The sequence below is a fragment of the candidate division WOR-3 bacterium genome (assembly GCA_016934535.1).
Classification (GTDB): Bacteria; SDB-A; SDB-A; order SDB-A; family SDB-A; genus JAFGIG01.
Genome location: JAFGSQ010000024.1, coordinates 34,980 through 56,374 on the forward strand (window position 1 = coordinate 34,980; position 21,395 = coordinate 56,374).

A 21,395-nucleotide genomic window follows, 5' to 3' on the forward strand; every position below is an offset into this window, starting at 1 on the left:
GCTTTCTGTTGACAAGCCAGGCCCGTTAACTATACATAATCCTATGCGCGATTTGATCCCTCAATTCATAGCGGCAAATTATTCCAACGGAGTTAAATGCGGCAAATTTGACGGTGCAGTCATTTTCGCAGACATATCGGGATTCACGGAGATGACTAAAACCCTCATGGAAAAAGGCACCGAAGGTATAGAAGTACTCACCCTTACCATAAACGACGTTTTTACCCCGGCTCTTTCTATCGTCAGTTCCTCAGGCGGATTCGTGACGGTTTTCGGAGGAGACGCTTTCTACGCCGTTTTCGATTCCTCTTCAGACGATTTTACATCGAGAGCTCTTTTTTGCGCGCAGGAAATCACGAAACTGTTCGAAGAGTCAGGAATAAAAAAGACATCGTCAGGCGTATTCACTCTATCAGTCAAAACCGGTCTTTCCCTCGGTGAAATCAACTGGGGCATAATTGAAAATCCATTTCAGAACTCGTATTATTTCAAAGGGCCTCCGATAGATTCGGCGGCAAAAATCCAGAGTTTCTGCAAAAAAAACTCTGTCGCCGCAGACGGTTTTTTCGCGGCTTCTTTCAAAGACCGCAGGATGTTTCATCAAACAGAAAACGGCGTCTTTTCAACGCTTTGTAAAGTTTCTCCCACAAAAAACAGGCTTCATCAAAAAAAGACCGCTTTTTCTGTTGCTAAAAGTTTCTTCCCTGCCGGAATTTTAGAGACTACGGTTAAAGGCGAGTTCAGAGAGGTAGTAAGCGTTTTTTTTTCTTTCAAAGACACTCCTTTTACTTCCGATAACATATCAAAAACAATAAGCCTCGTCGCGAAGACCGGAGGATATTTCAACAGAGTGAGTTACGGCGACAAAGGCGGTTTCGTTCTCGCTTTTTTCGGCGCACCCTCCGGTAAAGAACTGCTCTGCGAAAGAGCTTCAAAAATGGCGCTTTCCGTCTCGAAAATACCGGATTTTATGATTTGCGCCGGAATTTCTTTCGGAATGTGCTTCGCCGGTTTCACAGGAAGCGAAGAAAGAGCAGAATACACCTGTCAGGGTGAAAAAGTTAATCTCGCAGCGAGACTAATGTCGCTCAAGGACGAAAACCTGCCCCGGGAGCCCAGAATTCTCATAGATAAGGAGGTCTTCGGTAAAATTAAAGACGGGTTCTCTGCGGAATTCCTGAAAAACGCCACCTTGAAAGGTTTCGAAGAACCGGTTCCTGTCTATCTGCTGAGTGATGACAGAGAAGAAAGATCCCGCGTTCGTAAAGGCGGGAAAATAGTCGGAAGACAGAAACAGCTCAGAGCCGCATCTGACCTTTTAACGAAGGCAAAGGAAGGCGCCGGAGGAGTATTGATGCTGAAAGGAGACGCGGGGACAGGAAAAAGCTTTTTTATAGAGGAGCTGGCGTCGCTTCATCCTTCCTTCACTTGGATATTCATGCCCTGCGATCAGATATTCAGATCTTCTCTGAATCCCGCTTCTCATTTCATCAAGGATTTTTTTTCCATATCAAAAAATGCGAATTCCGAAAATACTCTTGAATCGATAAGGGAAAAGACAAAAAAAATTATGATGAGCGGCGAAATCCGCGACAAGAGAGAACATGATATAATCGTCTATTATTTTGCAACTCTCGCGGGACTGAACCCAAAAGACTCTTTTCTCGACTCTCTCAATCCGAAGAATAAAAAAGATGAAACCGTCTATTATGTCAAATCGCTCATAAAGTCGATGTCCCAAAATAATCCGACGGCGGTTTTCATAGACGACCTTCACTGGATTGACGAAGATTCGAAGGTTCTTCTCAAGGATATTTGTTCAAACACCCTGAACTTACCTCTCGTCGTAATAACGGCTCAGCGCCCGATTGATGAAATTGTTGAAAGATCTTTCATGCAGGACCTGCCGGGTCGGGTGACACAAATTATGCTCGAACCGTTTTCCCGCAGTGATTCATACGAACTCGTCCGCGAACTTCTCGGCTCTGACGAAGTCCCGCTGTCTACACTCGACAGAATACACGACAAATCCGAGGGCAATCCCTTCTTCATTCAGCAGACAGTGAGTTTTCTGACTGAAAATAAAATTTTGTCCGATGATTTCAGATTTTCAGAGGGCACGGATTTCATACCGTCAGACGTCCGGACAATTATCGTCTCCAGGGTGGACAGATTTGAAAAATTCCTGAAAAATGCCGTTTTGAAAGCTTCCGTCCTCGGAAGAGAATTTTCATCTGATATCCTGGCCTCCATGGATCTGGAAAGACCTCTCGAAAATGTTATTGCCGATGGACTCCGGACAAATGTATGGAGAAATATCGGAGGACGGAAATTCGAGTTCACGCACGCACTCATAAGGGACTCGGTTTACGATATGCAGTTAAAAAGCGACCTGAGGGCGCATCATGCCAGAGCCGCGAGAATTTACGAAAATTTGCCCGGGGACAGGCGGGAATCCGATCCGGGTATAATTGCCCATCACTACGATATGGCTATGGACTCGGAAAAAGCGCCCTTTTTTTTGAAAAAAGCGATTGAAAAAGCTGAAAATAACTTCGCAACAAGTGATGCACTGCGGTTTTGCGACGCTCTCGACAAATATCTTCCTCCGGGAAAAGAAAAAATCTCAAACTCAATAGAAAAAACAAAACTGATGCTTTTGGATGGAAATCTCAACGAAGCGGAGATTTTCGGAGAAAAAATTCTTTCGGAAATCACAAAAAGCCGCGAAAACGATTTTCTGCCGAAATGCCTTCTCCGTTTGATAGAGATCACTCAAAGACTTTTCAAACTCGACAAAAACATGTCTTATATTAAACAGGCCAAAAAATATCTGGCGACATTTAAAGACGAGGATTTCGAAATGGACATCCTCAAAGCCACCGCTTTTTATTGGCACAGCAAGGAAAATATAAAAAAAGCGTTTGAATATTTTGAAAAAGCCCTCGATCTTTCCCGCAGACTGAAAGACAAAAAATCGGAATCACACCTGCTGTCGGACATAGCAATATTCTGCGGCAATGAACTCGGATTCGACAAAGTGCTGGATTATCTTTTTGAAGGTCTGAAAATCGCCGAAGAAATCGGAGACATAAAAAATGAAGAGATAATCTACTCAAACATCGCTCTTTCATACCAGGAACTTTTCCTCGACGTCGAAAAAAGCTTCGAATACTATCAAAAAGCGATGTCTCTTTCACAAAAGTTCGGTGACAAGCCGGCGCTGATGAATGAACTGAATAACATTGCTATAATTTATCAACTGAAAGGAGATGACGAATCCGCACTCGATTGCTTCAACCGGTCCCTCGACATGGCTGTTGAAAAAGGACACAAAATGGCTTCAGTTAACGCTCTTGGAAACCTGTCGGCTTACTTCAGATTCTCGGGTAATTTCACAAAATCCCTCGGTTACATAGAAAGAGCAGAAAGAATGGTAGAAAACACGCCGATGGAAGAACTGCTCCTGAGGATACTCATGGACAAATTCGAAACAATTCTCGGGCTTAAAGATTTCGAGGCAGCGGAAAAACTTCTGGAAAGGATAAATTTAATACACCGAAAACTTCACTCCTGTGACTGGGAAAAATACGCCTTCGGAAAATTGAGAATTTTTTACCTCACTACGGGTGAAAAACATGCGATAATCTCAATGGAAAATGAAGCGGAAAAAATAAAGGAAAAGTCTGTCAAGGCGTCTTTTTACTTGAAAATATGGGAAATCACAGGTTCCAGTAAATACGCGGAACTGTCACGCGAATTTTTCACAAGAATAATAGAAGAGCCTCCTGAAAACTACAAAGATTTCTACTGGATTCTGCAAAGAAGAAAACTTGAAAAGTTTCTCGAAAAAAATTCAACCGCAGACGGGAAGCCGGAAAGTGAAAACACTTCCGGCACATCCTTCGGATGAAACACTTATGTTTCCTCCGTGAAGTTCGACCAGTCTTTTGACTATTGAAAGACCGAGGCCTGTCGTCTGTTCTCCGTTTGTTCCCAATCTCCTCGCTTCGGTGAATTTGTCGAATATTTTTTTTTTCATGTCATCGGGAATCCCTATTCCGTCGTCGGCTACGGAAACGACGGCCGATTCTGAATGATCAGCATTCTCTTTTCTCAATGTCACTGATATTTTTCCGCCTTTGCTCGTGAATTTGAGAGCGTTCGAGAAAAGATTCTGCATAATCTGCCAGAATCTGTTGAAATCGACGCGGCAAATACATTCTCCGGATTCGTTTATCCATTCAAAGTCGACGCCTTTTTTCTGTGACAATCTCCTAAAATCTCCTGAAAATTCCGTTATCAGGCCGGATATGTCAAGTTTCTGAAGATCGAGCGAAAAATCCTCGCTTTCGATTTTGTTGACTTCAAGTATGTCATCGACAAGAACGAGAGCCCTTGTTACGTAATGATTGATTACATTGATCGTCTCTTCAACCTCATCGTTGAGTTTCTGCTGCAGGGACAACATCTGCGACAGAGGCAGAATGGATCCTATAGTACCTTTGAGGTCGTGAGAGACCACTCTCAGTATTGTGTCTTTGGACATGTTTATAGCGAGCAGTTCTTCGTTTTTTTTGGCGAGTTCCGCATTCTGGTTTTCTATTTTCGCGTAAGCACTCGCCAGTTCTTCATTTTTCATTTTATATATTTCCGCTTCCCTTTCCTTGACCCTAACTTCGAATCTTGCGTCCATTTCAGCTATTTTCGCGGTTTTTTCCTCGTTGAAAATGGCTTCCATTTTTTCAGCGCGGACCCGGCTGAAATAAAGAGCGTTTTGCAAATCTCCTTTTGTCTCAAATAACTCCGAAAGTATTTTTGCCGAATTCATCTGCCCCAAATTGTTTTCCGTGGAAAAATAAATGTCAAAAGCCTCTTTTGCGTATTCTAAAGATTTTTCAACATCCCCTTTTTCTTTCATCACAAGGCCAATATTAAAAATCGCAGGAGCCTCCCCGTTTCTGTCTCCTAACTCATGCTTTAATGATAGAGCTTTTTCGTAAAATGTCAGGGCTTCGTCGAGATTCCCAGTTTCCCTGTATATCTCTCCGATGTTGTTGAAAATAAATGAAAGCGCTCTTTTGTCGCCCGTCTTTTCCGCGATTGTCCTCGCCCGTTCCAGGTATTCGAGACCTTTCTTGAATTCGCCGAAGCTTCTGTAGACGTTTGCTATGTTGTTACAGCTCTGCTGAATCCATTTGTCTACATTTTCCTTTTCTCTTATTTCAAGGGATTTTTTCATATATGTCAGCGCTTTTTCCCTCATATTCATCTTGGCAAAGACAATGCCTATTCCTTCGTATGAACTGGTCAGGGGATCAGTGTCCGTTTCCGTCTGGGCGACTTTGTGAAAATATTCGAGGGCCTTGTCGAAATCAGACATCTGAAAGCAAAGAAAACCGAGACGCAGAAGAGCCTTGCTTTTTTTCCCGTCTATGCCTTTTTTTTCACATATCTCAAGGGCAGTCAGAGCGCAGTTGAATGAAGGAACTATTTCGTATTTGTCGAAAAATTCTCTTGCTTTTTTGAGGAGAAAAGTGACCTTTCCCTCATCAGATGAAAGAGTCTCTACTTCGTCAAGGACATTTTCAGCTTTATCTGCCATCAGACTCCTTTCGAAACTCTCAACCGATTTTAAACGAGTTCATTCAATATTGTAAGTGCAATTATTTTTTTGGCACTTTTACCGGTCTGATGCAATTTTTCACAAAAAAAAGGGGGCCAAAGCCCCCTTTTTTCATCTCGTACAGAGATTATCTTTTCTAATTCATTTTGCTATGTCAAATGTAATTTTAACTATCGTTAAAATTTATCTGACAATATTGACCTTCAATGATCTTTCTGTTCCGTTTACAGTCGCTCTGAGGAAGTAGAGACCTGATGAAATATCTTCAGAGTTAAATCCGAGACTGTGATTTCCCGCTGAAAGTGTTCCTGAGAAGATATTTCTTACATTTCTTCCCGACACGTCGAACAGTGAAACTGAAACGTCGGATTCGGTAACGACAGAAAGGCTGAAAACAGATTTCGCTGTGACAAAAGTCGGACATGCGAGCCTGAACTGAGAAGGAACGGTTATTCCGATCTCGTCTACGCCGACCGAAGTCCACGTTCCAAAACAGGCTACCCAGACATCCTGCGTGGAAGACTCTCTGGAAGGTGCCCATGATCCGGTAAACTCGTAAGCTCTTCTGCTTACGGCTCCCGGAGGAACTGCGCTGGTTCCTGTCGAAAAAGTGGTTTGATTTACAGTGATCTGACCGACGTAAAAAGCTCCGTCGTTTATTACGACTGCAGGGCTGACCGGCGCTTTGAACCACAATCCGGCTTGTGCAGTCGTCACAGGTAATCTCGTCGAAAACAGTATTGTTCCAGGTCCGCCGTCGGTTCCATCGTCGTCCATAATAATCAGTTCGACATCACCGTTTGCATCAACAGAAGCCGGGAAGAATCCTACTGAATCTATAGTGAAGGGATAATTCGGGGGTTCGTACATGTTGCCGTATCCGGATGAATCTCCGTTCCATGAAGATCCGGAAGCCGGTATTGTGTCGTTTCCGTAATTAAACCAGGCCGGAGCTGTAAATGCCTGAAGCCTTAGTGTTATCGAGTCGTTGCCGGGGGTCATGTCGCCGGTCAAATAAGTTCTGACCTGAACCCGGTAAGTAGTGTCTATATCGGGAAGGAGGAAAGAATCAAAATTACAGACAAAAACATCGCTGGGATTGAGAGTGGTCGTTACGGCAACCGTGTCAGCGAACAGAATTGTCGCTCCGGTTTTATTATATATTCTCAGTATAGCGTTGAAGTTTGTTTCAGGCTGATTACCGTAGTTTGTAATCTCTGCCACAGGATAATATACAGAACCCCTGTCCCTGAAAATACCGCCTGTTATGGGATTGTCTATGTACGAAATACCTACATCGTGAATCTGAAGGGTAGTTGATTCCGGCGGTATATAGGCGACTGCCATTCCATCTACAGGTCTGGCAGCGCCGGCACCTGCTGCACCGTCGCGGAAATACTGAAGACCTATTGTTCCTGTGTTATTTTCTATACCAGCCATATCGTGTTCTGAGCCTGAATGGTTGTAAGTTCCATTCTGCGGTCCGTACTGCATGGTTATGCAACTGTCAGCTTTAGTCAGAATGACCTGGAAAGTGTGATAAGTACCGGGAACAGCCCATTCCTCAACACTGTCAAATGTGACTATGAATGTATCCAATGTCGCAGATGTATAATGGTAAACCGAAGGTGATCCGACTCCCGGAGAATGATCAAGGTCTCCGGTGAATATTGCCAAAAGATCGTTCGGAGGTGTACTCAAGGGTATATTGTGAAAAGGATCAGCAAGGTTCGCGTTGCTTGAAAATGACAGGTAACCATTTGAACCTATGTATACATGATCAACTGTGTACCAATAGTAGGGAAAATCAAAACCGATCGGAAAAGGCCCTACTACATTGTCGTCCATAAGACCCGTCACTAAAGTCCCTGACGTCGATATGTCAATCCAGTTGTAAGTCGGACCGCCCGGGTCTCCGGATTTGACGTATACATATCCGTAAGCATCAGGCGTTCCCGAATCGGGAGAGAGGAAACTGACTCCAGAGCTCAGATTACTCCCCGTCCACGGCATTGCCGTGATTGCCGCTGCCGCGAAAATTGCGACGACGAATAACATTTTCTTCATAGCGCACTCCTTTCCTTATTTTTAAGGATAAAAGAATATTAAATACAATAGGTTTATATATGTCAAGGAAGTTATATTATTAACTAAAAAATTTTATTTAATTCATAATTATATATGATGTTTTCACGTCTTCAGTTCTTTCTTCTTGGCGGCAGGGAATAGGACGTTGTTGAGAATAAGCCTGTAGCCGGGCGAGTTCGGAAAAAAAGAGAGATTCGTCGGGGGATCGCCGACGTAGTGAGTGAAATCCTCGGGGTCGTGACCTCCGAGATATGCGAAACTGCCCTGTCCTATGTTGCCGCAGAGATATTTTATCTCGTCGGCGCCCGGCACGTCGCCGAGAACGGTTATCTCTGATCTGACACATGAACGCCTGAATCCGGTGCATTGACCGAGAAACTCCCTGACTGTCCCGACGTGATTCTGGACGAGCATCGTCGGAACGGGGTCCTCCTTCGCGCTGAATTCGTAGAGGGCGAAAAACACATCTTCTCCGCGCAAATGAGCCTCCTGCGAGACGTCTATCGTCGAATGTTCGTACACGTTCGGATCAGTGATTATCTCAAAACAGGTGAATGCCGGGGAGCTCGAAGTGTCCGGCGCCAGCGTTCCGACGGGATCTCCGTCGAAAGGCTCGGCTACAATGTCCCTGCCGTATGCGGCCAAAGCTATTTCCCACGTGTCCGTAGCCGAGCACATCGCGAACAGATAGCCTCCGTTTTCGACGTACTCGTAAAGCTTTCTTGCGACTTCGTGCTTGAGTTCCCAGACCTTGGAGAATCCGAGAATCCGGGCCGTCTCTTCGTTGAGTCTGACCTGATCCATGTACCACTCGTTGTTTCTGTACGAAGCCCAGAACTTTCCGTACTGACCCGTAAAATCCTCGTGGTGAAGATGGACCCATTCGTAATCGGAAAGCTTTCCTTCGATCACTTCAGCGTCCCATATTCTGTCGTAACGGATACCTGCATAGTCGAGCGCGAGGACGACCGCGTCGTCCCATGGCTGTGCCGTCGGAGTCTGATAAACGGCTACTTTTGGAGCTTTAAGCAGGAGGACGACGTCGGCGTTCGTGCTCTGGATTTCGGATTTAATAAGGGCTTCTTTCTCCGGTGAAATAACCGTGTACACTACTCCGGAAAGTTTGAGGTCGTCTTCAATTCCCGGATTGTCCTCCAATATGAAACTTCCTCCCCTGTAATTTATCAGCCATTCGACTTCCAGTCCCACCTCCAGTGACCTGTACGCGACGCCGTAAGCTTTAAGGTGGTTGGTCTGAGCCATATCCATCGGAACAAAAATCCTCGAAGAAAGCGCCAAAAATAAAATTCCCGCGGTCAAATCTGTTTCTCCGTTTCTTCTTCTAAAAGTTTCCGCGCAAATTTCAAGCCGTCTTCGAGGCAATCGAAATCCCCGTCGAGCTGAGCTTCGTAAATCCTGGACAAAATTTTTCCCATAAAAGGCGTGGATGCGACACCGAGTTCAAGAAGATGCCTTCCCATTACTATGGGTTTGAGCTGTTCACTGTCAATCTTCATTTCCTCGACAGTATTCTCGAGCCACGATATTTCTTCCGAAACCCCCAAAACCTGGCCTCTTCCGTATTTGTCGGCAAGAAAAAGGGGCTTCATCAGATCGAGCTCTGTCTGACTCATCAGCCGTCTCAAAGCGCCTTTTGTCACAATATCACGAGATTTCCACAAGTCGTATATCCTGTGGTGCGACATGACCAGAGACGAAACCCGTTCCGTGACCGATTTTGGAGCCCTCCATCTGTTGAGGACATCTCTGGCTATTCTGGCCCCGAGGGGCTGGTGTCCGGGAGAGATAATTCTGCCGGTTTTTTTACCCTCTTCAGCCTGTCTGGAAGTTACGGTCTTTCCTATGTCGTGAAAAAGAACGGCGAGCATCAGCACCAGCTTGTCTTCGTCTGATTTTATGTTTTTCCTCAACGTGGCCGCGACGTCGAGTGAAAGAACCGTGTGAATAAAAACACTCCCTTCGGGGTGCCACAAAATGTCCTGCGCACATTCCACCATCGAAGTGAGTTCAGGCTCCCGGGAAAGAAGAAAAAGCGAGTGTGCGGTCAAAAGCCCTCTGCCCGGAAAATCGGCCTCTATTAACATTTTCTTTATCTCTCCGAACACCCTCTCTGCCGGCAGGTTAGATACATCAATCCTTCTGCAAAGCTCCATGGTTCCGGTTTCTATGGGAAAACCGAGCGTAGCCGTAAACCTCATAGCCCTGTATGCCCTCAAAGGGTCCTCGGCAAAATGCTTTGGGTCGCAGGCGCGCAGAATCCCGTTTCTGATGTCCCTGACTCCTCCAAGCGGATCTATTATCTCGCAAGTCAGAGGGTCTTTCAGAATGCTGTTTACGGTGAAGTCTCTTCTTCTGCAGGCTTCAGGAAAAGACATCCCGGGAGCGATTTCCACTTCAAATTCCTTGTGCCCTTTTCCAATGCTTCTGTCTTTTCTCGGCAAAGATATTTCAAGTGTGCCGGTTCTGTAAACAGCGAAAGATTTTCCCGTAAGGTCCACTTTTCCGAATTTCCTCATAATTTTCTCGAGCTCGTCCGCCTTGAGTCCGTAAACTTCGGCGTCCATCTCGTAGTTTTTCCTTTTCAGACCCAAAATAGAATCCCTTACAGTTCCTCCGACTTCGAAAAGCCTTCCTCCGGAAGCTTTGACTTCCCGAGAGATATTTTTTAGCAAAACCTCGTTTTCCTGGATATTACAAGTCAAAAAAACCCTCACCTTCCGGACACGAACAGGGATTCCCGCCGCAGGAAGGACACTTGCCTAAATATTTTCCGGCGGCTTTCTCTACGTCCACTCCTGCGAGATTAGCGCAGGTCATCATCCAAGCCAGCACGTCGGCGAATTCGTTTTCGCAGTCCACCAGTTTTTTCTTTCTCAGCGCCTGTGCCAACTCTCCGACCTCTTCGACGAAATGGTTGAAGCTCTTTGAAAAACCGCGCCTTTCGTCTCTTTCACCGAAAAGATCTTTTATATTTTTCTGAAATTCCTTCACAGTCATTTTATTCCCTTGTTTATTGCCATGTTGATAACTTTTCCCCTTGATTGCTTGAAAAATATATTATATCTCTTTACACAAAGCGAAAAAGGATTTTTTATTCGACGTAAAATCTTAATATGAAAAAATCAATCAAAGAAATTCTTTTCCAGATCTTCCTGACGCGCGAAGCCTGGATATTCTGGGCATCAACTTACATAATCCTCGTCCTGATGTACAGATCCGCTCCATACTGGAGCTCTCTCGTTCTCAATTACACTTATTCGACTTTCCTTTTTCTCCTTCTGCCTTTGGCAGTGGCCTCTTTCCCGGAAAAGAAAAACTTCGGAAACATCCTTTTCTGGACAGCCGCCATGACGGCCGCAATTGTTCCGCTTGCCTCAGGCGATCTTCTGCCTGAACTGAGACAGCGGCTTTTCCCGCCTTATTCGCCTCTTACAGGCCCTTTGTATCCCTTTATAACAGGCGTTTTTGTGACGGTGCCCCCCGCATTGGTGATTTTTTTCTACTGCAGGCACACAGGATTCAGTCTGCGATCTCTGGGTCTCGGTATAGGAAAATGGAAATTCTGGCTTCCGCTTATACTGTCGCTGACCGCACTCATGACGCCCGTTCTTTTTTATTTCTCCAAAAAACCCGACTTCATAACCACTTATCCCCTGTTCAGGCACATGATAAAAACCACCGCGGATTTCTGGTCGGTTGACCTGACGTGGTTTTATTATCTGTACGTTTGGGAATTCTTTTTCAGGGGTTTTATGCTGTTTTCTCTCGCCAAAAAAATGGGACCGGTGCGCGCTATTTTCGTCCAGGCCGTAATTTTTTCCTTCGCCCATCTTGGAAAACCTGAAATAGAAGTATATTCCTCGATGATAGGCGGCGTGCTTGTCGGCGCTCTTTCCTATCTTTCGTGTTCGGTTCTTCCCGGCGCCCTCATACATTGGCTGATAGCGCTGATTATGGACATATTCGTGTTTTTCCTCAACTGAACACCTTGTTTGATAATATGATGAATAAGTGATATAAACTGACAAAAAGGAGAAGAAATGATTGAATACGCGATATCGTCTAACGCCGAGGAAATCCTCGCCATGCTGGAAAGATTCGTAAAAGAGCACAATTTTGTCGAAGGAATGACAATTGCCGACAAAGACGGCCTGTCTATTGTGAGCTATTTTCACACAGAATCGCAGGAAGAGATCCTCGCGGCCATTTCTCCGGTCATCATAAAAGATCTTTCATCCCTGCCCTTGGGAGAAATAAGGTATTTCATCGCGATGGGCAAGGACGCTTTTGCAGTAGTCAAACCCCTTGACACTCAGACTTTCCTTTCAATGTTCTCCCAGCTCGATGTCTGGAACGGTCTCATGGGACAGAAGGACATAATAACGGATTTTGAAATTCTCACGGCCCAGCTCATGAGAATGGGGTATAAAAATGAAATATAAATATCCGGCGCCGAAAATATTTTTCGTATTTTTACCGCTTCTCTTTATACACATCCCTATTCACTCTCAGTATTTCGGACAGAATAAACTTCAGTACAGGAGCTTCGACTGGAAAGTCACCGAGACCGAACATTTCAGGATATTCTACTATCAGGGCATGGATGAAATAGCCGATTTCGCCTGCCAGGTGTCCGAAGACGCTTATTCAGACATGTCCGTGAATTTCGATCACGATTTCAGCGTCAAAATACCTGTTCTGATATACAGAAGCCCCAACGATTTTTCACAGACCAACGTCATTCTCGATCTGATATCGGAATCGGTCGGCGGATTCACCGAATTTCTCAAAAACAGAGTCGTCGTTCCTTTTAACGGATCTTTCTCGGATTTCAGGCACGTACTCACGCACGAGATAACCCACGCCTTTCAAAACGACGTACTCTACGGCCACACCAACATATTCATGAAAATATATTCCATGGACGTACCGCTGTGGTGGTTCGAGGGCTCGGCTGAATTTGAATCCAGCGGATGGAATTCCGAATCGTACATGTACTTGAGAGACCTCGTCTTCTCCAACAAACTCGTCAGCCTTTTCGATCTTGATTATTACGGCGGATACATAATATACAAAGAAGGGCAGTCCGTCATGTATTTCATAGCCCAGAAATACGGAAGACAGAAAATCGGAGAAATATTTCACAACATAAAAGTCACGGGCTCTCTCAGAAGAGCCATACAAAAAACTCTGAACATAGACTACGAAACGTTCAATGAAGAATGGACAAAATTCCTTTATTCGCTGTACTGGCCCCATTACAACTCCTACGCTGAAATTGACGATTATTCAGTGAGACTTACCGACACCAAAAAACAGTCTAATTACATTAACCTCTCTCCCGTAATTTCCCCCGACGGCCTGGACGTCGTCTTCATCAGCGACGCAGGAGTTTATCTGGACATACTGAAAATGTCTGCTCTGACAGGCAAAGTGGAAAAAAAACTCGTCGGAGGGCAGAGAACGCCTCAATTCGAAGGTCTTCACATTCTGACAAGCCACGCTTCCTGGTCGCCTGACGGAAGCAGGATTATTCTCTCCTCACTGAGCGAAGGAAGAGATCTTTTCTGGATCATTGACGCGGAATCGGGACAAAGGATAAAGAAACTCGATTTCGACCTCGACATCGCGCGATCTCCTTACTGGTCTTACCAGAACATAATTTATTTCGTCGGCACCGTTAACGGAAAAACAGACATATACTCGACGGACCCGGAAGGCGTCCTTCTGCACAAGCTGACAGACGACATTTTTGACGACAAGGATCCCTTTGCCTCGAATGACGGAAAATACCTCTACTGGTGCAGTGACAGGAATGAGAACGATTCATGGGAATATGGCGATTACGCTGTATTCGAAATGGATCTCGAAAACGGAACTGTCAGGGAACTGACCCCGCGCAATTCGTCAGTGTCAAATCCCTGCCTTTCTTCCTCTTCGGAAAACTCGCCTGCCAGATTGCTTTTTCTCGCATCCTACACGCCCGGCAACAACCTTTACTCATGCGATCTCGAAACCGGCGAGATAACTCAACTGACAAATCTTCCCGGAGAGATACAGAGTTTTTCTATGGACGCTAAATCAAGCAGGATGGTACTCAGCGTTTACACATCAGGCAAATGGGACATATTCACTTTACAAAATCCTCTCGAAACCCTCGAAAAACTGGAATTTTCTTTAGACAGCGCGGAGTTCATAGACGTCTATACCGAAGTCGACAGAACCCAAGACACTCTCCTTTGGAAGAAACCGGGTATTGAGATCAGCGCCGATTGGGGTCAGGCTTCGATGGCGTATTCGAGTCTTTATGGATTCGCCGGTATTCTTACAATATACCTCAGCGATTTCATGGGAAATCACAGATTTTTGATTCAAACGGATCTCGCTCAGGACGTTCTGAAATCCAATTTCAATCTGATTTATTACTATCTGCCCAAAAGATGGGACGTCGGTTTTGGCGTCTATCAGCAAAGTTACGCCTACTGGTACAAGGACGACACGATAAACGTAGACAAGTATCTGGGCGGAGAAATACTTTTTTTGTATCCGTTCAACAGATTTCAGAGATTCGATCTGATGATGGACGTCTATCAGATCGAGAGAAAACACTATTATTACGATTCTTTCCAGGCTGAAGCTTTTTTTTCAGGTGAGACTTCCGAGGTTTTTATCGCCCCTTCACTTTACTACGTGTTCGACAACTCCCTCTGGGGCTACACGTCTCCTTTTCTCGGAACGAGAATGAGATTCGGAGGAGGAGTCGCACAGCGGATCTCGACCAATTCGAGATATTACTGGGGAAGTTTTGACTTCAGAAAATACTGGCGCATAACCCCGAGAAGCAACCTGGCTTTCAGGCTCTATCTTTCCGGGATACGAGGAACAAACCCGCCGAATCTTTATCTTGGCGGATACAACAACCTGAGAGGATACGATGTCAATGAATTAACCGGCTTCAACACCGGATTTGTTTCGATTGAAGCGCGTTTTCCGTTCGTTGATTATCTTGACGTGATCTTCCCCGTTCCATTGCTTTTAGGAGGACTCAGAGGCTGTCTTTTCATTGACGCCGGCGGAACGGCTGATTACATAAAAGAATTCAACGTCTTTTCGGACGACCAGGAAAGAGGATTCGGCCTTGAGGACATGAAACTCGACATAGGATGGGGAATAAGGATGTTTTTTATGTCTGCAGTACTCAAGCTTGACTTCGCCATTCCCACTGACCTGCGTAATATAGACAACAGGACGAAGATACATTTTTCAATCGGAGAAGATTTCTGAAACGGGTGTTTTTTAAAAATAAATCCCACTGGCTTTATCTCCTACCCGCTCTTTCTGTGCTCGTCGTGTTCAAGGTTTTTCCGATAGTCCTGTCATTCATCGTCAGCTTTTTCAAATGGAACATGGCGGGACCGAACGCGTTCATATTTTTAGGTAATTACGTTTCCGTTCTTACGGACTCTCTTTTCTGGCAGTCTTTCATCAACACGGTTTACTATACTCTTTTCAGTCTTCCTTTTTCGATAGCTATTTCAATGCTTTTCGCCGTTTTATTAAATTCAGTTACGAGAGGCAGGGCATTTTTCCGCGTCGTCTATTACCTACCTGTCGTAACTTCCATAGTCGCCGTCTCAGTCATCTGGAAATGGATATATCATCCGAGAGTCGGGCTCATAAATTCTTTTCTCTCTATTTTCGGCATAACGGGTCCGGCCTGGCTCGGAGAATACAGGGGCATTTTCGAGATCGCGGCTGGACGGAACCTGCCTTATCTGATAAAAGGTCCTTCTCTCGCTCTTGTCAGCCTAGCCGCGATGTCCGTCTGGAAAAATCTGGGTTACGACGTTCTGATTTTTCTGACCGGGCTTCAGGGAATTCCACAGGCATATTACGAAGCCGCGAGATTGGACGGAGCAGGCGCATGGCGCACTTTCAGGCACGTCACTCTGCCTCTTCTGTCTCCGACTACTTTTTACGTTTTCATAATGTCCACGATCGGCTCTTTTCAGGTCTTCGCTCCCGTCTGGCTCATGACCGGGCCTCCCGCCGGAGGACCCCTGGACAGCACGAATGTAGTTGTTTTTTATCTTTACGAAAAGGCTTTTCAATTTTTCAAATTCGGAGCGGCCAGCGCCACTGCGTTTATTTTGTTTTCTCTACTTCTCGTTCTGACGGCCGTTCAAAAAAAATATTCCGAAAGAAAGGTATTCTACGGTTAAAGCTAAAACCATTATCGTTTACACTGTTTTAGCCGCAGGGGCAGTTTCCATGGTTCTGCCTTTTTACTGGATGATAGTGACCGCTTTTAAAACACCTTCCGAAGCCATAACCGTCCCTCCGACATGGATCCCGTCGGAATTCACTCTCTCCAATTTCAGGGAAGCATGGACCAAGGTCCCATGGATAAGGTATTTTTTCAACACCGCGCTCGTCGCATTCCTGATACTGGCGGGAAATCTTATCACGTCTGTCATGGCGGGATACGCATTTTCCAATTTTGAATTCAAGAGCAAGGAAAAAGTCTTTCTTCTTTTTCTGGCGACAATGATGATTCCCATGCCGGTTTACATAATTCCAGGCTACCTGATACTTACTTACATGAAGTGGATTGACACTTACGCCGCTCTCATCGTCCCCTGGACAGTCAGTGTATTCTCCGTCTTTCTGATACGCCAGCACATGAAGACGATACCTTCAGAACTTTGGGACGCCGCGAGAATGGACGGCTGCGGAAGGTTCGGCTACCTGTGGAAAATAGTCGTTCCTCTTATCAAGCCGGCTTTGGCTACGGTTTCAATATTCTCCTTAGTCAGTTCATGGAACAGTTTCCTCTGGCCTCTCGTCGTTACCAATTCGAAAAATCTGCGCCCCATCCAGGTCGGACTGGCTTATTTCACACAAGAACAGAGCACCGACTACACTCTTCTTTCCGCCGCCGCGGCTTTCACGGCATTACCGCTGATAATACTTTTTTTGTTCGCTCAAAAACACATAATAAACAGTTTTACGAGATCCGGACTTAAAGAATGAAAAAACTATTTTTCATCATTTGTCTGCTCACCGGGATTTCCTGTACAAACGGTTCTCGCGGCAGGGTCACAGTCACTTTCTGGCATGCCATGGGAGGTAGACTGGGAACGGTTCTCGACAGCCTCGTTGAGGATTTTAACAGCAGACACGCGGAAATAAAAGTCGTCGCGTCTTCAGTCGGCAATTACGGCGCTCTCGCTCAGAAATTAATGGCTTCCGTTATGGCCGGTAAACCTCCGGTCATGGCTCAAAGTTACGAGTCGTGGACCGACCAGTTCAGGCAAGCGGGTGCAATAGTCCCGTTTAACGCTTTTATTAATTCCGACGCCGGCTATTCGCAGAGTGAAATTGAAGATTATTTCGCGCCCGTATGGATCAACAACACATGGGGAGACACTGTTTGGAGCATGCCGTTCAACAAAAGCCTTGGAGTCCTGTTTTACAATCTGGATTATTTCGACTCTCTAGGCATTCCTTTTCCTTCAACATGGGAGGGACTACTCGGCGTCTGCTCTCTCTATACATCCCCAGAAGAAGGACGCTACGCTTTTGCCCTGCCTTCGAACACGTGGTTTTTTGAGACCGCCCTTTTTCAAAGAGGCGGAGCGCTTTTTGACGAAAGCACAGGTGCGGTCCTTTTCGACAACAGCACGTCGGTTGACCTTTTGTCACAACTCGTCCGGCTTCTCGACGACTCCGGGACTTGCTATCTGGGAACCGGATACGAGGGTCAGGACGAATTCGTAACGGGTAGAGCGCTCATGATGTGGGGAAGCGTGGTCTCGTATTCTTTCATGGCAAAAAAGGCGCCTTCTTTCAGAATCGGAATTTCAACACTTCCCCCTCCTTCCGGAGGCAATGACGTCAGCGTGATATCGGGAACCAACATAATAATATTTTCAGGAGCCTCCCCGGAACAACAAGTCGCTGCGTGGGAATTCATAAAATGGTTCAATTCCCCTGAAGTCCAGGCGGTTTGGTCCGTAAACACAGGTTACATTCCAACCCGCGAAAGCTCGCTCGAAACAGACGAGATGAAAGCTTTCCTGTCGGAAATTCACGGCGCCGAATCGGTTTACCGTAAAATGGCCTCTGCCGTGGCTGAACCAAAAACAGGCGCGTGGTTTTCCGGAAGGATATATCTGTCGCAGTCTATTGAATACGCCCTGAGAGGAGTTGCTTCTCCCGAAAAGAGCCTTCGTACCGGTGCCGACAAGCTGAGACATGACCTTCTCGAGGATTTTTAGAGCTTAACTGTTTCATTTTTACAGACGGCTAAATAATGATATAATTCATTTCTCTGCGAGAGTGGCGGAACTGGCAGACGCGCTGGACTTAGGATCCAGTCCTTTTCGGGGTAGGGGTTCGATTCCCCTCTCTCGCAATTGTTTGATCCATCTCTTTTTGAAAAATGGAGGATATGTTGAAAGTTGTAGTTGAAAAAGCGTCTTCGGTTAAAAGAAACCTTCAAATCGAGGAATCTTCCGAAATAATAGACAGGGAAGAAAAAAAGATAATAGCCGAAATAGCAGCGAACAGGAGCTTCCCCGGCTTCAGAAAAGGAAAGGTTCCGCTGTCAATAGTCAGAAAAATGTTCGGTGACGACATAGCCGAGACGAGTCTTAACAGCGCCATAGAAAATCTGTCGCGCAATGCGATCGAGCAGGAGAATCTCAAACCCCTCGGCAGAATAGAAGAAAAAAACGTCAAAATCGAAAACGGCATGCTCAGTTTCACTATTACTTTTGAAGTCCTGCCGGAAATTGAAGAAGTCCCTCTTGAATCAATCGAAGTTGATAAACCTGTCTATTCGGCTTCCGAAATGCTTGTCAAGGAAAGACTAGACCTGATAAGAGAAAGATCTTCTTTTCTCTCATCCGTGGAAAGAGTTTCAAAAAAAGACGATTTCGTCCAGTGCGATTTTACAGTCCGGGATGAAAGCGGAGAAACGGTTTCCGAACTATCCTTCAAAGACAGAATGATAGGGCTTAACGAAAATGCCTTCTGGAAAGGTTTTTACGAAAATCTGACTGACAGAAAAAAGGGCGAAAATTTCACTTTTGAGTTCACTGTCCCGGAAGATGACTCTAAATACGGAGGGAAAAAACTGGTTTTCGGAGTCGAAATCAAAGAGATAAAAGAAAAAACTCTGCCCGAACTGGACGACGACCTCGCGAAAGAGTTTAATTATTCAGACATTGCTGAAATGAAAAACGACGTCGAAAAAAAACTTGAAGAGGATGTGGCAGTTAAAAGCGAGGCTGACTTCGAAAACAACATACTGAAAATCCTCGAGGAATCATATTCTTTTGAGGTTCCCTCAACTCTCGTCGAGAACGAGATCGAAAACATGCTGGACCTGCTGACAAAACATCTGAAAATCGACAAAAGCAGGGAAACCCTTCGGTCCGAAATAGAAGATTCGGCGAGAAAAAGAGCGAAACAAAACATAATCCTCGATCATTTGTCAGAAAAACACGGCATAGAAATTCCTGACGAAGAACTGAGGGAAAACCTGATAATGGCTATATCAAATGAAGTCGGTTACGATAAATTGAGCAGACCGGCAATCAAGAACAAACTCGACGATCCGGAATTTGTCAAAGACGTATACTGGAAAGTCAAGAGAAGAAAAACGCTCGAAAAAATAAAAGAACTAATAACGGTCAAGGAGGTTCGCGAAAATGAACCGGAATGAAAACCAATCATATGTCATCCCCCTTGTCATAGAAAGGACTTCGAGAGGAGAACAGGCTTACGACATATACTCGCGCCTTCTCAAAGACAGAATAATATTCATAGGATCCCCCATTGATGACAACGTGGCGAACGCAGTGGTCGCTCAGCTTTTGTTTCTCGAAGCCGACGATCCTGAAAAAGACATAAATCTCTACATAAATTCCCCCGGAGGCAACATCTCCTCGGGGCTTGCCATCTACGACACGATGAGATTCATAAAACCCGACATTTCAACAACTTGCCTTGGACAGGCTACGAGTATGGCTGCGGTTCTGCTTGCTACAGGCAAAAAAGGCAAAAGGTACGCCCTTCCTCATTCAAGAATAATGATACATCAGCCGTGGGGCGGTGTTCAGGGACAGGCGGTGGATATTGAGATCGAAGCGAGAGAGATACTGAAACTCAGAAAAGAACTCGAAAACATCCTCTCCTATCACACCGGACAGCCTAAGGAAAAAATATCCGTTGATTCGGACAGAAATTACTGGATGAACGCCGAAGAAGCCAAAGATTACGGCATCGTCGACGAAGTGATCCTCTCAAGAGCAAAAGAACTCGAGAACAATAAAGAGCCCAAAGATGAAAAAGAGGGTTAAAGACGATTTCGGCAAGACATGTTCTTTCTGCAATTCCAGAGAGAACATAGGAAATTACCTGATTCACGGAAAGAACGCTTACATTTGCGTAAATTGCGTAAAACTTCTGTACGAATCTATTTTTAAAGCCCGTGAAAAACAGCCCGCGTTCGGCGCGGGGCACATCGAATTACCGCTTCCGGCAGAAATAAAATCCCAACTGGATGAATATGTAATAGGTCAGGACTACGCCAAGAAAGTAATTTCAGTCGCGGTTTACAACCATTACAAAAGAATAGTCAGCGCAATGCGAGAGTCGGAAGTGGAAATCGAGAAAAGCAACATAATACTTATAGGACCGACAGGTTCCGGAAAAACACTCATAGCTAAAACCCTCGCCAACATCCTACATGTCCCATTCGCCATTTCCGACGCAACAACCCTGACGGAAGCGGGTTACGTGGGAGAAGACGTAGAAAATGTCATAACAAGACTCCTTCAAGCCTGCGACTACAACATCGGCGAAGCTGAAAAAGGCATCGTCTACATAGACGAAATAGATAAAATCAGCAGACTCAGCGAAAACAGATCAATAACCAGGGACGTGTCTGGAGAAGGCGTACAGCAGGCACTTCTGAGACTTGTAGAAGGGACCATAGCCAATATCCCGCCGTACGGAGGAAGAAAGCATCCCGAACAGCAGTTCCTTCCTGTCAATACTTCCAATGTCCTTTTTATATGCGGAGGTACTTTTGACGGAATTGAAGGAATAATTGAAAAGCACATGGGTAAAAACACTCTTGGTTTTATGAAAAACAAACAAAGTTCCGGATTCTCTCACGAGATCTACCCGGACGCTTCAAATTCCCTCGGCGCGAGAGCTTTCGTAGAACAGGACGACTTAGTCAAATACGGAATGATACCTGAATTTGTAGGAAGATTTCCAATAATAGCGCCTCTTCAGGACCTCGACAAGGAAACCATGAAAAAGATACTGCTCGAACCAAAAAACGCCGTCTTGAAACAGTACAAAGAACTCGCAAAAATCGAAAACGTGGAACTTTCTTTCACGGACGACGCAATTGAGGAGGTCTGCGACATGGCCGTAAAAAAGAAAATAGGAGCCAGAGGTCTTAGATCGATAATTGAACAGACCATGCTCGATATAATGTTCGATATTCCAAACCTTAAAAAAAACAAAAATCTGAAAAGATGCCTGATAACTAAAGACGTACTGACAAAGAAAACCGCTCCCGTGTATTCTTTCACCAGAAAGGCTTCTTCTCAGTGAAAAAAAAACCGGCAACTCTTTT

The 21,395-nt window shown here is 45.2% G+C and carries 15 protein-coding genes and 1 tRNA gene; 11 read left to right on the plus strand and 5 right to left on the minus strand.

Annotated features, from left to right (window positions below):
- The first annotated feature begins 43 nt into the window (after window positions 1–43).
- Complete coding sequence (locus JXL83_04600; protein MBN2363393.1) at window positions 44–3,913, plus strand: tetratricopeptide repeat protein; 3,870 nt, start codon at window positions 44–46, stop codon at window positions 3,911–3,913.
- Here the strand turns inward: JXL83_04600 and JXL83_04605 are convergent.
- The 5 genes from JXL83_04605 to JXL83_04625 form a co-directional block, all read right to left on the minus strand.
- Window positions 3,857–5,605 carry a tetratricopeptide repeat-containing sensor histidine kinase gene (locus JXL83_04605; protein ID MBN2363394.1) on the minus strand — a complete coding sequence of 583 codons (1,749 nt, stop codon included), beginning with the start codon at window positions 5,603–5,605 and terminating at the stop codon, window positions 3,857–3,859. The genes JXL83_04600 and JXL83_04605 overlap by 57 nt on opposite strands.
- 204 nt (window positions 5,606–5,809) lie before the next feature.
- Entirely contained in the window at window positions 5,810–7,693 is a 1,884-nt protein-coding gene (locus tag JXL83_04610; protein MBN2363395.1) for a T9SS type A sorting domain-containing protein, read from the minus strand.
- 123 nt (window positions 7,694–7,816) lie between these two features.
- Complete coding sequence (locus tag JXL83_04615; GenBank protein ID MBN2363396.1) at window positions 7,817–9,034, minus strand: asparagine synthetase B; 1,218 nt, start codon at window positions 9,032–9,034, stop codon at window positions 7,817–7,819.
- Complete coding sequence (locus JXL83_04620) at window positions 9,031–10,437, minus strand: CCA tRNA nucleotidyltransferase (GenBank protein MBN2363397.1); 1,407 nt, start codon at window positions 10,435–10,437, stop codon at window positions 9,031–9,033. The genes JXL83_04615 and JXL83_04620 overlap by 4 nt, the downstream gene beginning before the upstream one ends.
- Window positions 10,427–10,732: a nucleotide pyrophosphohydrolase gene (locus JXL83_04625; GenBank protein MBN2363398.1), complete on the minus strand. Its 306-nt coding sequence runs from the start codon at window positions 10,730–10,732 to the stop codon at window positions 10,427–10,429. Before JXL83_04625 ends, JXL83_04620 begins: the two co-directional genes overlap by 11 nt.
- Before the next feature lie 116 nt (window positions 10,733–10,848).
- Here JXL83_04625 and JXL83_04630 point away from each other — a divergent pair, with 116 nt between their 5' ends.
- The 10 genes from JXL83_04630 to clpX all read left to right on the plus strand — a co-directional run bounded on the left by JXL83_04630 (window position 10,849) and on the right by clpX (window position 21,373).
- Complete coding sequence (locus JXL83_04630; GenBank protein ID MBN2363399.1) at window positions 10,849–11,718, plus strand: CPBP family intramembrane metalloprotease; 870 nt, start codon at window positions 10,849–10,851, stop codon at window positions 11,716–11,718.
- A gap of 57 nt (window positions 11,719–11,775) precedes the next feature.
- Window positions 11,776–12,177: a hypothetical protein gene (locus JXL83_04635; protein MBN2363400.1), complete on the plus strand. Its 402-nt coding sequence runs from the start codon at window positions 11,776–11,778 to the stop codon at window positions 12,175–12,177.
- The gene (locus JXL83_04640) at window positions 12,167–15,019 is read left to right on the plus strand and encodes a BamA/TamA family outer membrane protein (protein ID MBN2363401.1); all 2,853 of its coding nucleotides are present in this window, start codon (window positions 12,167–12,169) and stop codon (window positions 15,017–15,019) included. Before JXL83_04635 ends, JXL83_04640 begins: the two co-directional genes overlap by 11 nt.
- Before the next feature lie 5 nt (window positions 15,020–15,024).
- Window positions 15,025–15,957, plus strand: coding sequence for a sugar ABC transporter permease (locus JXL83_04645; protein MBN2363402.1), 933 nt, complete (start codon window positions 15,025–15,027; stop codon window positions 15,955–15,957).
- A 49-nt stretch (window positions 15,958–16,006) separates the two neighbouring features.
- Window positions 16,007–16,768, plus strand: a complete 762-nt coding sequence (locus JXL83_04650; GenBank protein ID MBN2363403.1) for a carbohydrate ABC transporter permease — start codon at window positions 16,007–16,009, stop codon at window positions 16,766–16,768.
- A complete protein-coding gene (locus JXL83_04655; protein MBN2363404.1) occupies window positions 16,765–18,015 on the plus strand; it encodes an ABC transporter substrate-binding protein in 1,251 nt (416 codons plus the stop codon). The genes JXL83_04650 and JXL83_04655 overlap by 4 nt, the downstream gene beginning before the upstream one ends.
- Before the next feature lie 55 nt (window positions 18,016–18,070).
- Window positions 18,071–18,152 (plus strand) — tRNA-Leu (locus JXL83_04660).
- A gap of 39 nt (window positions 18,153–18,191) precedes the next feature.
- Window positions 18,192–19,466: a trigger factor gene (gene tig / locus JXL83_04665; protein ID MBN2363405.1), complete on the plus strand. Its 1,275-nt coding sequence runs from the start codon at window positions 18,192–18,194 to the stop codon at window positions 19,464–19,466.
- The gene (gene clpP / locus JXL83_04670) at window positions 19,453–20,103 is read left to right on the plus strand and encodes an ATP-dependent Clp endopeptidase proteolytic subunit ClpP (protein MBN2363406.1); all 651 of its coding nucleotides are present in this window, start codon (window positions 19,453–19,455) and stop codon (window positions 20,101–20,103) included. Before tig ends, clpP begins: the two co-directional genes overlap by 14 nt.
- On the plus strand, window positions 20,087–21,373 hold the full coding sequence (gene clpX, locus JXL83_04675) for an ATP-dependent Clp protease ATP-binding subunit ClpX (GenBank protein ID MBN2363407.1): 1,287 nt from the start codon (window positions 20,087–20,089) through the stop codon (window positions 21,371–21,373). The genes clpP and clpX overlap by 17 nt, the downstream gene beginning before the upstream one ends.
- Window positions 21,374–21,395 lie beyond the last annotated feature (22 nt).

Bases quoted from the DNA above. Each gene is read 5' to 3' on its own strand.
- JXL83_04640 (MBN2363401.1), top strand. From the start codon at position 12,167: ATGAAATATAAATATCCGGCGCCGAAAATATTTTTCGTATTTTTACCG.
- JXL83_04655 (MBN2363404.1), top strand. From the start codon at position 16,765: ATGAAAAAACTATTTTTCATCATTTGTCTGCTCACCGGGATTTCCTGT.
- clpP (MBN2363406.1), top strand. From the start codon at position 19,453: ATGAACCGGAATGAAAACCAATCATATGTCATCCCCCTTGTCATAGAA.
- JXL83_04610 (MBN2363395.1), bottom strand. From the start codon at position 7,693: ATGAAGAAAATGTTATTCGTCGTCGCAATTTTCGCGGCAGCGGCAATC.
- clpX (MBN2363407.1), top strand. From the start codon at position 20,087: ATGAAAAAGAGGGTTAAAGACGATTTCGGCAAGACATGTTCTTTCTGC.
- JXL83_04625 (MBN2363398.1), bottom strand. From the start codon at position 10,732: ATGACTGTGAAGGAATTTCAGAAAAATATAAAAGATCTTTTCGGTGAA.
- JXL83_04600 (MBN2363393.1), top strand. From the start codon at position 44: ATGCGCGATTTGATCCCTCAATTCATAGCGGCAAATTATTCCAACGGA.
- JXL83_04630 (MBN2363399.1), top strand. From the start codon at position 10,849: ATGAAAAAATCAATCAAAGAAATTCTTTTCCAGATCTTCCTGACGCGC.
- JXL83_04650 (MBN2363403.1), top strand. From the start codon at position 16,007: ATGGTTCTGCCTTTTTACTGGATGATAGTGACCGCTTTTAAAACACCT.
- JXL83_04605 (MBN2363394.1), bottom strand. From the start codon at position 5,605: ATGGCAGATAAAGCTGAAAATGTCCTTGACGAAGTAGAGACTCTTTCA.
- JXL83_04635 (MBN2363400.1), top strand. From the start codon at position 11,776: ATGATTGAATACGCGATATCGTCTAACGCCGAGGAAATCCTCGCCATG.